At 71.4% G+C, this 11,904-nt stretch carries 12 protein-coding genes; 9 read left to right on the top strand and 3 right to left on the bottom strand.

From position 1 onward, the window contains the following. Positions 1-2: 2 nt before the first annotated feature. Complete coding sequence (locus tag ACFC1R_RS12820) at positions 3-269, bottom strand: MoaD/ThiS family protein (RefSeq protein WP_045304901.1); 267 nt, start codon at positions 267-269, stop codon at positions 3-5. Positions 270-318: 49 nt separating this feature from the next. Continuing rightward, complete coding sequence (locus ACFC1R_RS12815; RefSeq protein ID WP_375937169.1) at positions 319-2,043, bottom strand: fatty acyl-AMP ligase; 1,725 nt, start codon at positions 2,041-2,043, stop codon at positions 319-321. 433 nt (positions 2,044-2,476) lie between these two features. On the opposite strand from ACFC1R_RS12815, the gene moeZ reads away from it, so the two are divergent. The 8 genes from moeZ to ACFC1R_RS12775 all read left to right on the top strand — a co-directional run bounded on the left by moeZ (position 2,477) and on the right by ACFC1R_RS12775 (position 10,140). Continuing rightward, positions 2,477-3,658 carry an adenylyltransferase/sulfurtransferase MoeZ gene (gene moeZ / locus ACFC1R_RS12810; RefSeq protein ID WP_375937166.1) on the top strand — a complete coding sequence of 394 codons (1,182 nt, stop codon included), beginning with the start codon at positions 2,477-2,479 and terminating at the stop codon, positions 3,656-3,658. A 30-nt stretch (positions 3,659-3,688) separates the two neighbouring features. Continuing rightward, complete coding sequence (locus ACFC1R_RS12805; RefSeq protein ID WP_375937163.1) at positions 3,689-5,110, top strand: MFS transporter; 1,422 nt, start codon at positions 3,689-3,691, stop codon at positions 5,108-5,110. A 575-nt stretch (positions 5,111-5,685) separates the two neighbouring features. Next, positions 5,686-5,979: a hypothetical protein gene (locus ACFC1R_RS12800; RefSeq protein WP_375937160.1), complete on the top strand. Its 294-nt coding sequence runs from the start codon at positions 5,686-5,688 to the stop codon at positions 5,977-5,979. After that, positions 5,976-6,926 (top strand): ferritin-like domain-containing protein, encoded by a 951-nt coding sequence (locus ACFC1R_RS12795; RefSeq protein ID WP_375937157.1) that lies wholly within the window; start codon positions 5,976-5,978, stop codon positions 6,924-6,926. The genes ACFC1R_RS12800 and ACFC1R_RS12795 overlap by 4 nt, the downstream gene beginning before the upstream one ends. Beyond that, the gene (locus ACFC1R_RS12790; RefSeq protein WP_375937154.1) at positions 6,902-7,378 is read left to right on the top strand and encodes a holo-ACP synthase; all 477 of its coding nucleotides are present in this window, start codon (positions 6,902-6,904) and stop codon (positions 7,376-7,378) included. Before ACFC1R_RS12795 ends, ACFC1R_RS12790 begins: the two co-directional genes overlap by 25 nt. Then, positions 7,332-7,751: an acyl-CoA thioesterase gene (locus ACFC1R_RS12785; protein ID WP_375937151.1), complete on the top strand. Its 420-nt coding sequence runs from the start codon at positions 7,332-7,334 to the stop codon at positions 7,749-7,751. Before ACFC1R_RS12790 ends, ACFC1R_RS12785 begins: the two co-directional genes overlap by 47 nt. A gap of 79 nt (positions 7,752-7,830) precedes the next feature. After that, positions 7,831-9,462 (top strand): AMP-binding protein, encoded by a 1,632-nt coding sequence (locus tag ACFC1R_RS12780; protein ID WP_375937148.1) that lies wholly within the window; start codon positions 7,831-7,833, stop codon positions 9,460-9,462. Positions 9,463-9,471: 9 nt separating this feature from the next. Next, entirely contained in the window at positions 9,472-10,140 is a 669-nt protein-coding gene (locus tag ACFC1R_RS12775; RefSeq protein ID WP_375937145.1) for an enoyl-CoA hydratase-related protein, read from the top strand. Between the two features lie 211 nt (positions 10,141-10,351). Here ACFC1R_RS12775 and ACFC1R_RS12770 read toward each other — a convergent pair whose 3' ends face one another. Next, positions 10,352-11,155 carry a maleylpyruvate isomerase family mycothiol-dependent enzyme gene (locus ACFC1R_RS12770; RefSeq protein WP_375937143.1) on the bottom strand — a complete coding sequence of 268 codons (804 nt, stop codon included), beginning with the start codon at positions 11,153-11,155 and terminating at the stop codon, positions 10,352-10,354. A 373-nt stretch (positions 11,156-11,528) separates the two neighbouring features. On the opposite strand from ACFC1R_RS12770, the gene ACFC1R_RS12765 reads away from it, so the two are divergent. Further along, complete coding sequence (locus tag ACFC1R_RS12765; protein WP_375937140.1) at positions 11,529-11,885, top strand: PRC-barrel domain-containing protein; 357 nt, start codon at positions 11,529-11,531, stop codon at positions 11,883-11,885. Positions 11,886-11,904: the final 19 nt, after the last annotated feature.

Raw genomic sequence — 11,904 nt, 5'->3', positions numbered from 1 at the left:
GACTAGCCTCCCGAGACCGCGGTGACGATGTCCACCCGGTCGTCCTCGGTGGCCTCGCGGTCCAGCTCGTCCAGGGCGAGCTGTTCGCCGTTGAGGGCGATCAGGTGGGTCGCGCGGACGCTTCCCTCCCGGTCCATCAGCACCTCGCCCACGGTCGGGTAGCGCTCGGTCAGCGCGGCCAGACCCTCGCGCACCGTGCTGCCGTCGACCTCGATCTCGTTCTCGTAGTCGGTGAACCGGAGCAGGATGCCCCTGACCTTGACGATCATCGTCCGTCCCCCTTCGTTGATGTGGTCATGTGTCGATCGTCGTGCCGTCTCACGCCGCCGGGGCGGGCCGGGCGGGGGCCTGCCAGCGGGCGAGCTCCTCCAGCTCTCCGGCGAGGAACTGGCGGCGGGCCAGCCAGCGCTGCACCTTGCCGCTCGACGTCTTGGGGATCGTCCGCGGCCGCACCAGGACGACGGTGTGCGGCGGAACGCTCAGCTCGATCGAGACGGTCCGCCGGATCCCGTCGAGCACCGCCTGGTACTGCTCCTCGTCGCCGGGGTCGGTCTCGTAGACCAGGACCAGCCGCTCGGCGGCTCCCGCGTCGTCCTCGATCGCGAACGCGGCGCCGCAGTTGCGGCGGACGCCGGTGACCGAGGACTCGCAGACCCGCTCGATGTCGACCGGGTGGTGGTTGCGGCCGTTGACGACGATCAGGTCCTTCATCCGCCCCGCCATGAACAGCTCGCCGTCCTGCACGAAGCCGAGGTCGCCGGTGCGCAGGTACGGGCCGTCCCCGGTGGCGGTCGTCGCGCCGAAGGTGGCGGCACTCTCCTCGGGGCGCCTCCAGTAGCCGTCCGCGACGCTCGGCGAGTCGATCCAGATCTCGCCGACCGTCCCGTCGCCCAGCGGCTCCAGGGTGGCCGGGTCGACGATCGCGAGCCGGGTCCGTGGTCCGGGAGCACCGCAGCTCACCAGCGACCTCGACGGCTCCTCCGGTTCGGCCGGGCGGGCCGTGCCGTGCAGTTCGAGCGCGTCCCGGGCGACCGACACCGAGCGCCAGCCGCCCAGTGGCCGGCCGCCGGTCACGAACAGTGTCGCCTCGGCGAGCCCGTAGCACGGGTAGAAGGACTCGGCCCGGAAGCCGCTCGGCCCGAAGCGCTCGACGAAGCGCGCGATCGTCTCGGCGCGGACCGGCTCCGCACCGGTGAAGGTGAGCTCGACGCCGGACAGGTCCAGTTCCGCCACGTCGGCGTCGGTCGCACGCCGCACGCAGAGGTCGAAGGCGAAGTTCGGGCCGCCGGTGATCGTCGCGCGGTAGCGGGAGACCATGCGCAGCCAGGACAGCGGACGGCGCAGGAACGTCACCGGTGACATGAGGGTCACCGGGATGCCGGAGAACAGCGGGGTGAGGATGCCGCCGATCAGCCCCATGTCGTGGTAGGGCGGCAGCCAGAGGCCGCCCACGCTGCCCTCGTGCATCCCGAAGCCGCGGGCGATCTCGACGCAGTTGCTCATCAGCTGGGCGTGGCTGAGCATGACGCCGCGCGGGAGCGAGGTCGACCCCGAGGTGTACTGCAGCAGTGCCAGCAGATCCGGCCGGACCGTCGTCGTCGGTCCCTCGCCGGCGTCCTCGATCACGTCGGTCGCGATCACCCTGGGGGTGCGGCCGCCCAGCGCGGTGGTGAGCCACTCGGTCATCAGCGGCGCGATGTCCGAGGTGGTCAGGACGGTGTCCGAGCCGGTGTCCTCGATGATGGCGGCGAGCCGGGGCATCGTCCGGGCCAGGCGGGTGGGGTCGGGCGGGAAGGCCGGCACCGCGGGCACTCCCGCGTAGAAACAGCCGAACAGGCCGGCGAGGTAGTCCAGGCCGGGTGCGAAGAGCAGCAGCGCGGGCTCGGGCCGTCCTCGGGTCGCCGCCGTCAGCCGGGCCGCGACCGCCCGTGCCCGCCTGTCGAGTTCGGCGTAGGTGATCTCGTCAGCCGACTCGTCCTCGGCGACGAACCGGTAGGCGACGACATCGGGCGACCGGATCGCCCGCTCATGCAGCAGCTGCACGAAGCTCTCCGCCCCGTGCCGAAATGAACCTCTCAACCCCCGTGCCCTCCCCCGCACTTGATGAGGCGAGCAGTGTTACAGCAATGGTCGGCGGCGGTCAATGATCTTCTTCGGGCGCGCCGCCCGGGTGATGAGGAGCGGTTTCGGATGGCCGCCGACCGACCTGACAGGGATTGACACTGGCGGGTAACAACGAGCATGGTGATCAGGTCGGCCGGGGGGTGCGACAGGCCGAGCACGGTCGGACGGGGGATCAACAGGGCCACCAGTGCGGGGAGTTGTGGCATCTTGTGGCCGACTCTGCGCAGTGGGGGCCGGTTTCCGCTCTTCCCTGCACACCTCCGGGTCATTCCCACTCACCCGATCGGCGCGTGGCCCGGGAAGCACGGGCGGCCTGCCGGAACGGGTGCGGTCCGGACGTGAAGGAGCGTATGTGTCGACGAGGCCACTGCCGCCGCTTGTCGAGCCGGTCGCGGAGCTGACCAGGGACGAGGTCTCCCGGTACAGCCGCCACCTGATCATTCCCGACGTCGGGGTGGCGGGCCAGCGGCGGCTGCGGAGCGCCAGGGTGCTGGTCATCGGTGCCGGCGGACTCGGCTCGCCGGCCCTGCTGTACCTGGCGGCCGCGGGCGTCGGCACGCTCGGCATCGTCGAGTTCGACGAGGTGGAGACCTCGAACCTGCAGCGGCAGGTCATCCACGGCGAGTCCGACGTGGGGCGCCCGAAGGCGGAGAGCGCGCGGGACGCGATCCTCGGGATCAACAGCGGCGTGCGGGTGCGGCTGCACCAAGTGCAGCTGGACCCGGAGAACGCGGTCGAGCTGTTCTCCCAGTACGACCTGATCGTCGACGGCACCGACAACTTCGCGACCCGCTACCTGGTCAACGACGCCGCCGCGCTGGCCGGCAAGCCCTACGTGTACGGCTCGATCTTCCGCTTCGAGGGTCAGGTCTCGGTCTTCTGGGAGAACGCCCCGGACGACCGCGGGATCACCTACCGCGACCTCTACCCCGAGGCGCCGCCGCCGGGGCTGGTGCCGTCCTGCTCCGAGGGCGGCGTGCTCGGCGTGCTGTGCGCCTCGATCGGGTCGATCATGGTCACCGAGGCCATCAAACTGATCACCGGCATCGGGGAGTCGCTCCTCGGCCGCCTGCTGGTGTACGACGCGCTGAGCATGAGCTACCAGACGATGAAGCTGCGCCGGCACCCGCAGCGGCGGCCCGTCACCGAGCTCGTCGACTACCACGCGTTCTGCGGCGTGGTCTCCGCCGACGCCCAGGCGGCCGCCGCCGAGTCGACGATCACCGCGCGGGAACTGCACGCGATGCTGACGGCCGGCACCGACGTCGCGATCATCGACGTGCGGGAGCAGCCCGAGTGGGACATCGCGCACATCGACGGCGCCACCCTGATCCCCAAGGACCGGATCCTGTCCGGCGAGGCGCTGGCCGAACTTCCGCACCACAAGCCGATCGTGCTGCACTGCAAGTCCGGCGCGCGCTCCGCGGAGGCGCTCGCGGCGCTCAGGAAGGCCGGTTTCACCAACGCGACCCACCTGCAGGGCGGCGTGCTCGCGTGGGCGAGCCAGATCGACACGTCCCTGCCGGTGTACTAGACCACCTGCCCGCCAGGAAAGGACGCACGCATGGCCGACACTCCGGTCGCCGCCCAGGGAGCCCGGGACGCCGTGGGGGAGGAACCCGCAGCCGGGCTGCCGGTCAAGCTGGTCCTGCTGTGCTGCCTCGGCGCCTTCGTGGCGTTCCTGGACAGCACCATCGTGAACGTGGCGTTCCCCAACATCGCCAGGACGTTCTCCGCCTCGGACCTGCCCACGCTGTCCTGGGTGCTCAACGGCTACAACGTGGTGATCGCCGCGCTGCTCATGCCGGCCGGCCGGGCGGCCGACCGGCTCGGCTGCCGGCGGTCCTTCGCGGTGGGGCTGACCACGTTCACCGTCGCGTCGGCGGTCTGCGGGATCGCCGGTTCGGCGGCGGTCCTGATCGGTGCCCGGCTGGTGCAGGCGGTCGGCGCCGCGATCCTCGTCCCGACCTCGCTCGCGCTGCTGATACCGATGTTCCCGGTGGCCAGGCGGCTGGTCGCGATCACCATCTGGGGCGCGGCCGCGGCGCTGGCCGCCGGTATCGGGCCCGGCCTCGGCGGACTGCTCGCCGAGCACTGGACCTGGCGGGCGGTGTTCCTGGTGAACATCCCGATCGGGATCGTCGCCGTGTGGGCCACCCGGTACCTCACCGAGCAGCGCGAACGCAGCGGTCCGACCCCCGACATCCTCGGCGCGGTGCTGCTCGGCGCCTCCCTCGGTCTGCTGGCGCTCGGCCTGGTCAAGGGCCCGGACTGGAAGTGGGCGAGCGCGGCCACCATCGGCTGCCTGGCCGGCGGCGTACTGCTGGCGGTGGCGGTGGCGGTCCGCAGCGCCCGCCACCCGGCGCCGGTCGTCTCGCTCGACCTGCTCCGCTCGCGCAACGCGGTGGGCGGCAACATCGGCTCGATGCTGTTCTCGGTGACCTTCTACGTCGTCATCCTGAACAACATCCTGTTCCTGACCAGCCACTGGCACTGGTCCCTGCTCACGGCGGGCCTGGCCACCACGCCGCCGCCGATCGCCACCGCCCTGGTCGCCCGGCCGGCCAGCCGCCTCGCCGAGCGGTTCGGCGACCGGCTGGTCGTCGTGGCCGGCTGCCTGATCTACATCGGCGGCACCCTGCTGCTGTCCTGGGGCGGCGGCAAGGGCCCGGACTTCGTCGCCCACTGGCTGCCCGGAGCGGCCGTCATGGGCGTCGGCGCCGGCCTGGTGTGGCCGGTGCTGGGCGGGGTGGCCCTCGCGGGGGTCGAGCCCAGCCGGCTGGCCACCGCGAGCGCGGCCAACGCCGCCTTCCGCCAACTCGGCGCCGTCCTCGGAACCGCCCTGACGGTGTCCATCCTGACCTCGTCCGCCACCGACGCGCTCGGCGGGGCCCGCGACACCTGGTACCTCGCGATCTGCTTCGCCGTCGCCGTCGCGGCACTGGTTGCCGTGACCGTGCGCCGCAGCACGCCGCAGGCGCTCTGAGGCCGCGGGCCCGCTGACGCCGCCGGCTCCCCGATGCCGCCGGACCGGGGGAGCGGGGCCATCCTGGCCCCTGGTGTCCGGTACTTCGTCCACGGAGTCACCGCGCCGCCGGAACGCCCTGCCGAACGCGGGCCCGCGGGGTTCCGGCGGGCAATTCGGCCGGCTCCGAAGGGACTTCCGGGCCGTCGGTGCCGGTGCGGGGAGAAGTCCCGCCGGGCCCGGGAGCAATAGGACTTCCGGGGCCTTTCCCAATGCCCTGCGACGCGGCGCGGACAACCGGGGCGCGCCGCCGTTTCTGACAGGTTCCGGTCGAGTTCCGGTGCCGCCGGCCGTGCGGCGGCACGGCCCCGGAGCGCTTTTCGTCCGGTGTCCGGTACGCGGTGTCCGGCGTGAATCCGATCGGACATCAGACGGGCCGGGCGTCCGTCATCGGACGTAGGGACGCCGCTCAACCAGCCGATCTCCAGGCGTAGTTATTCGACATGATCTCCCATTGTCATCCGATGCACCGTCAACTTTCCTTGTGATCATCATTACTTGGCGGCCTCAGTCGCCAACTTGTATGATTCTGAGCCATGGTGACGCCTGGGGTGGAGTCCTACATTCGGCAGAAGTTCGCCGATCATGCAGGTCTTACAGAAGAGCAGATATTCGTCGACGACGTGACGCTGGCCGTGGTGATCAGCCGCAGCCCGCGAATGACCAACAGTATTGATCTCATGGAGGCGTTCGCCCGGACGGCCAACGCCCTCCGCAAGGACCACGGCGTACGCGTACGCCTGCCCGCACTGCCGCTCGACACGCCGACGTCGACAGTGCTGAAGGTCTTCATCGAGGAGTTCGAGCGGCAGAAGGAGGCGGCCGTATGAGCCTCACCGAAGCCGAGACCGCCCTGAACCGGGCCGCGCAGCGGGCCGCCGAGCCCGCCGGGCCGCCCGCCATCATCACCGACCTCTACGACGCGGTGACCAAGCGCGGCATGTCCCTGGTCGACGTGACCTGGGAGCAGCAGCGGCTGCACGAGTCCCGACGCTGGAGCGTCGTGGAGATGCTGGCGGACGTCGACCTGGACGCCCTCACGCCGATCGACCGCAACCTGGTCTGGAACGCCGGCCGGGCCGAGCTGACCACCAAGCCGGGCGCCGACCGGCTGGAGCGCCAGGCGGAGGCGGAGTGCCGCCGCTGGCAGGAGAAGAACCCGGCGGTCGCGGCGATCATGGAGGCCTGCGGCACCTGGAGCCGTTACTGGAACGAGGAAGAGGCTCACCACGAGACCGTCTTCAACCGCCTGGCCGACCTGAGCGGGATGGAGCCGATCTCCGACGAGACCTTCATCGCGTTCCGCCAGGTCTTCCCCGACGACGACATGCTCCGCACCCTGATGCTGCTCGCGATCTCCGAGATCACGGCCGCGGTCAACTACGGGCAGTGCCAGCACGTCGTCAAGGACCCGGGGCTGCGCCGGATCTTCAAGCAGGTCGCGGCCGACGAGATCCAGCACCGCAACTACTTCATCGCGTTCGCCAAGGCGCTGGTCGACAGCGGTGAGTACCACGCCAAGGACGCCTTCGCGGTGGCCCACCTCTTCCTCCGCGAGGACGGCGAGCTCCAGGGCAGCGCCCGGGAGCAGAAGGAGGACCGCGGGACCCACGTGAACTGGTGGGACCACCTCGACACCGCGGAGACCGACTACCGTCCCGAGGCGCTGGAGAAGAAGGAGCAGCTCATCTGCGGCGCCCTCAAGAAGATCACCGGGATCGAGGTCCACTCCCGCGAAGAGGTCGAGGACACGTGGATGGATCTCATCGGGAGCTGATCGGCCTGGGGCACGACCTCCAGTTGATCAGTGAACTGGAGGTCGCCTCGGCCCTCCGTGAGCCCGGTGTCTTCTTCACCGCCGGGGAGCTGCGCCGCTTCTCCTCGGCCGTCGTCCCGCTGCAGAGCCTGGCGGGAGGGTTCGCGGCCAAGGAGGCGCTGTTCAAAGCGCTTCCGGCGGCGGACGAGACCTGGTTCTGGACGGACGCCGAGCTGGTCCACGACCGCCACGGCGCCCCGCAGTTCCACACCCGCGGTGCGCTGGCGGGCCACCTGGCCCGCCGGCGCCTGCGGGTGAGCGTTTCGATCTCGCACAGCGGCGGGTTCGTCTCCTCCGTGGTCATCGTCACCGGCGAGGCCGCGGCGGCAACAGGTTTCTTCGGCACGATCGATCGGGCGGTCCGACATGTTCTTCGGCGAATCACGGCTCATCCTGCCGGTACGCCCCAATGACCTCGACGCGCTGGGGCACGTGAACAACGCGGTCGCGCTCGAGTACCTGGAGACCGGGCGGTGGGACTGGCTCGGCAGCCAGGGGATCGAACCCGGCGACCGCATGATCGCGGTGGTCGCCCGCACCGAGATCGACTACCTGGCGGAGATCCCGCGCGGCCGGGTCGAGGTCCGCACCGTCCTGGAGTCGCCGACGGCCGAGGAGTTCGACGAGGACGGCCTCACCTACCGGGCCCGGTTCCGGCAGCGGGTCCACCTTCCGGAGACCGACCGCCTCGCGGTGGACGCCCTGGTCACCGTGGCCTTCCTGGACGCCGAGCAGCGCTGCCTGGTCCCGATGCAGGACTTCCTGGCGGCCGCCGTCCGGGGCTGAACACCGGGACCTGCACCCGGGTGGCAAGGCCCGGGTGGCATCGCCGCAGAACAGACAACCAAGGAGTAGGAGGGGCGCGGTGCTCGAGTACATCCAGCGCAACCAGGAGTGCCCGCCGGAGCGGGGCCTCCGCCTGTACGAGAAGTTCGTCGACGCACCCGAGTTCGTCGCCTACCGCGACTTCCCGGAGCAGGTCGCCGCCTACGCGGACTACTTCCGCGACCGGGGGATCGAGCCGGGGACCCGGGTGCTGTTCCCGTTCGAGACCTCCAGCGCGGTGATCTTCTCGTTCCTGGGCCTCATGGAGATCGGCGCCGTGCCGCTCTCGGTGAAGCCGTTCGTCCTCAACACGCCGAGGGACGCCTACCAGGAGTTCCTCGGCCGGGTCGCCCAGGACTTCGACGCGTCCTGCGTGCTCCAGGTCCCGAGCCTGGCCACGATCGACCTGCCCGTCGCCGCCCTGCCGCTCCCGCCGGCCGGGATCCGCAGGGCGGAAGGGACCGACGCCCGGCTGCGGACCCCGGGGGACGACGAGCTGGCGTTCGTCCAGTTCTCGTCGGGATCGACGTCGTTCCCCAAGGGGATCCCGGTCCGGCAGGGGCAGCTGCGCGCGAACCTCGCCATGATCACCCGCACCGACGGCCGCAAGCCCGAGGAGCGGGTCAGCAGTTGGCTGCCGCTGTACCACGACATGGGTCTGGTCGGTGGCATGCTGTCGTGCTTCGCGGTGGGGTGCGACCTGCTGCTCGCCGAGCCGGTGACCTTCCTGTTCGACGCCCGCGGCTGGTGGGAGCACATGGGCCAGGAGCGGGCCATCGGCACGGTGATCCCGAACTTCGCGGTCGACTACTCGCTCAAGATGATGCAGGACCTCGACCCCGAGGAGCTCGCCGAGATCGACCTGTCCCGGATGCGGTCGATCTACCTGGGCAGCGAGCCCATCAACCTGCCGAACCTCAACGCCTTCCTGGACCTGATGGCACCGGCCGGGCTGCGGCGCGATGTGTTCATGCCGTGCTACGGCATGGCCGAGGTCGTGCTGCTGGTGGCCAGCCGCCCGGTGGGCAGCGACATCAGGGTGGTGCCGTCCCCCTCGGGAGTGCCGTCCATCTCGGTGGGCCGGCCGATGCCGGAGTTCACCGTGCGCCTGCGCGCCGAGGACGGGCGGGAGTGCGCGGAGAACGAGCTGGGTGAGATCGAGCTGGCCGGCGGCAGCCTGGCCGCCTGCTACTTCGACCAGCCGCGCCCGCTCGGCGGGGACGACGGCTTCTACGCCACCGGCGACATCGGCTTCGTCGACGACGGCGAACTGTTCATCACCGGCCGGATCAGCGACCGGATCAAGGTCAACGGCCAGAGCTTCTTCGCCGCCGACTTCGAGCAGGCGGTGGAACAGCTGTCGTTCGTGCGCGAGGGCCGTACCGCCGTCGCGCAGATCGGGGGACAAATCGTCGTTCTGGCCGAGGTGGACCGCCCGGCGCGCGAGGATGTCGAGGGCAGCCGGGCCCAGATCGTCGAGCACCTCATCCAGACGATCGGGGTGACGGTGCAGGCCGCGGACGTGCACTACCTGCGTCCCGGGCAGCTCCCCCGGACCAGCAGCGGCAAGCTGCAGCGGCGCGCGATCGTGGCGGCGTACGAGCAGGGGCAGCTCGAAGGTCTGACTCTGGGCTCGCCCGCGCGTGCGGGTGAGGAAGCCACAACCCGATAGGAGCAATGCATGCCGAAGCTGGAGCGAGACGGCGAGGTCTTCGTCCTGCACCTCGACGCGGACAACGAGAACCGGTTCCACCCGGACTGGCTCACCGCGGTGGAGGCGGCACTCGACGAGGTGGACGCCGCGACCGGTCCTCGCGCGCTGGTCACGGTGGGCAGCGGCAAGTTCTGGTCCAACGGCCTCGACCTGGACTGGCTCCTGGCCAACGGCGACCAGTACGCGGCCTACCTCGACCGGGTCCACGCGCTGCTGGCCCGCACGCTGGCCTCGCCGGTGGTCACCGTCGCGGCCCTGAACGGGCACACCTTCGCGGCCGGGGCGATGTGGGCGCTGGCCCACGACGCCCGGGTGATGCGTTCGGACCGGGGCTTCTTCTGCCTGCCCGAGGTGGACCTCGGCCTGCCCTTCCAGCAGGGCATGTCGGACCTGCTCCGGGCCCGCCTGACCCCGGCCACCGCGCACGAGGCGATGACCACCGGCCGGCGCTACGGCGGCGAGCAGGCACTCGCGGCGGGCATCGTCGAGTCGGTCGCCGGCGCCGACGAACTCCTGGCCGCCGCCGTGGATCTCGCGCGGCCGCTCGCGGGCAAGGCCAACCCGGCCCGCGGCCAGATCAAGGAGATGCTGTACGCGCAGACGCTCGCGTCGCTGCGCACGCCGACCGCCGGGTGAGCCGGTCCACGCAGGCGGTCGGCTGACGCCCGGCCCCACCCGGGGAGCGATCCCGGTGGGGCCGGGCGTTCGGTTCGGCTGCCCGCAGACGGCCTGCGGGGTGACGGCCTGCGGGCAGACGGTCTGCGCGGTGAAGGTCTGCGCGGTGACGGGACCTCGGCGAAGGCCGGCGCAGCCCGTACCGCGTCCTCGGAACGGCCCGTCTGCCGCCTCAGAACTCGGAGTTGGCGAACCAGTGCGCGAGCAGCTCCTGGTCGCCGAGCAGCTCGAAGCGGTCCGCCGTGCGGTCCAGGCGGCCGTAGACCAGCAGCAGCAGATCCGCGGCGGTCCCGCGGACGGTGGCATCGGCGGCGAGGGCCTTCGCCTCCGGACCGTCCGCCTCCGGACCGTTCGGCTCCAGGCCGAAGCCGTCCGGCCGCAGGCGGACCAGCCAGTCACCGTCCCCGTCGGTGCAGCTGAAGCGGACGGTCCGGTCGGCGCCCCGCAGGAGCGCGGTCTTGGGGGCGAAGGGGGCGGCGTAGGGCAGGTTGACCAGGAACTCGTCCACGCCGTCCACCGCGAGCGCGCGGTCGACCACCGGTCGGACACCCAGCGCGAGTTCGGCGTCGACCCGGTGCACCAGGGTCTCGAACAGCATCCGGCGGATCCAGAAACCGGCGTGCTGGTCGGCGCCCCACGCCCACATCGGCGCGGCGGAGTCGGTGGTCGCGAACACCTCGGCGGCCTCGGCCGCGCTCGCGGCCAACCAGTCGAGGTAGCCGTCCTGTTGCTCCGGAAGGCGCAGGTCCACGTCACGGCTGAGCGGCCGCTCCTGGATCCGCTGCCGCAGCAGTACGGCGAACCAGCGCTGAACGCTGCCGGCGTGCCTGACCAGGTCGGCGAGCGTCCAGCCGGGGCAGGACGGCACCGGGGTCGCCAGGTCGGCGCCCTCGGCCGCGCGCACGAACTGCGCGCTCTCCGCCGCGACGGCCGCGCGGTGGTCGATGGGAGCCGGTCCGTGGTCCGATGTGCTCATACTCGTGCCTTCCTCAGTGCGACGGTCCCCGGCGGGCTGCTCGGCCGGGACCGGTATCTTCTCGCCGGGACCGGTATCTTCTCGCAGACGTGCCGGCGGCCGGGCCGGCGGCCCCGGGCAGCCGCGGCACTCCGGTCGGGACGAGCGGTCGTCGCCCGGGGGCGCGCCGTGTCCGCGGTTCGAACGTACGTCTCACCCGCCCGCGTGCGCGCGGCAACGGGCGCCGTCCTGCCGACCGCCGTCCCGCCCGCCACCGCGCGGGCCGCCGCCGCGCGGGCCTGACGGTTCGGGCGGGAATGATCAGTTTGCGTCGCGCCCTGCGGGTAGCAGCCTGGTAGGTGGGCGGAAGGCAGCGGCAGGCTGGAGGTCAGTGATGTTCGAAGCGAGTGACATCCGGGAGTGGCGGGGCCACGACGTGGTCGACGTCGACGGCCACAAGATCGGCACGCTGGAGTCCGTCTACGTGGACACCGCGACGGACCAGCCGGCGTTCGCCACCGTCACGGTCGGCCTGCTCGCCCGGCACCGGCTGGTGTTCGTGCCGCTCGCCGGGGCCACGGTGGGCCCCGGCTACCTGAAGGTCGCCCACCCCAAGGGCCAGGTCAAGGGGGCGCCCGCGATCGACACCGACGGCGAGCTGCCGGCCGGGGACGAAGAGGCCGTCTTCGCCCACTACAAGTTGAGCTACGTCCAGGGTGCGGGCGGCGAGCGGCGCCTCGCACGCCGTTGACGGCCCGTGGTGTCGAAGG

The sequence above is a fragment of the Kitasatospora sp. NPDC056138 genome (genome assembly GCF_042264695.1).
Lineage (GTDB): Bacteria > Actinomycetota > Actinomycetes > Streptomycetales > Streptomycetaceae > Kitasatospora.
The sequence above is the reverse complement of the archived record's forward strand: the minus strand, read 5'-3'. Positions and strand labels throughout refer to the sequence as shown.

Bases quoted from the DNA above. Each gene is read 5' to 3' on its own strand.
- ACFC1R_RS12785 (WP_375937151.1), top strand. From the start codon at position 7,332: ATGTTCTTCGGCGAATCACGGCTCATCCTGCCGGTACGCCCCAATGAC.
- ACFC1R_RS12805 (WP_375937163.1), top strand. From the start codon at position 3,689: ATGGCCGACACTCCGGTCGCCGCCCAGGGAGCCCGGGACGCCGTGGGG.
- ACFC1R_RS12800 (WP_375937160.1), top strand. From the start codon at position 5,686: ATGGTGACGCCTGGGGTGGAGTCCTACATTCGGCAGAAGTTCGCCGAT.
- ACFC1R_RS12795 (WP_375937157.1), top strand. From the start codon at position 5,976: ATGAGCCTCACCGAAGCCGAGACCGCCCTGAACCGGGCCGCGCAGCGG.
- ACFC1R_RS12820 (WP_045304901.1), bottom strand. From the start codon at position 269: ATGATCGTCAAGGTCAGGGGCATCCTGCTCCGGTTCACCGACTACGAG.
- ACFC1R_RS12765 (WP_375937140.1), top strand. From the start codon at position 11,529: ATGTTCGAAGCGAGTGACATCCGGGAGTGGCGGGGCCACGACGTGGTC.
- ACFC1R_RS12775 (WP_375937145.1), top strand. From the start codon at position 9,472: ATGCCGAAGCTGGAGCGAGACGGCGAGGTCTTCGTCCTGCACCTCGAC.
- ACFC1R_RS12770 (WP_375937143.1), bottom strand. From the start codon at position 11,155: ATGAGCACATCGGACCACGGACCGGCTCCCATCGACCACCGCGCGGCC.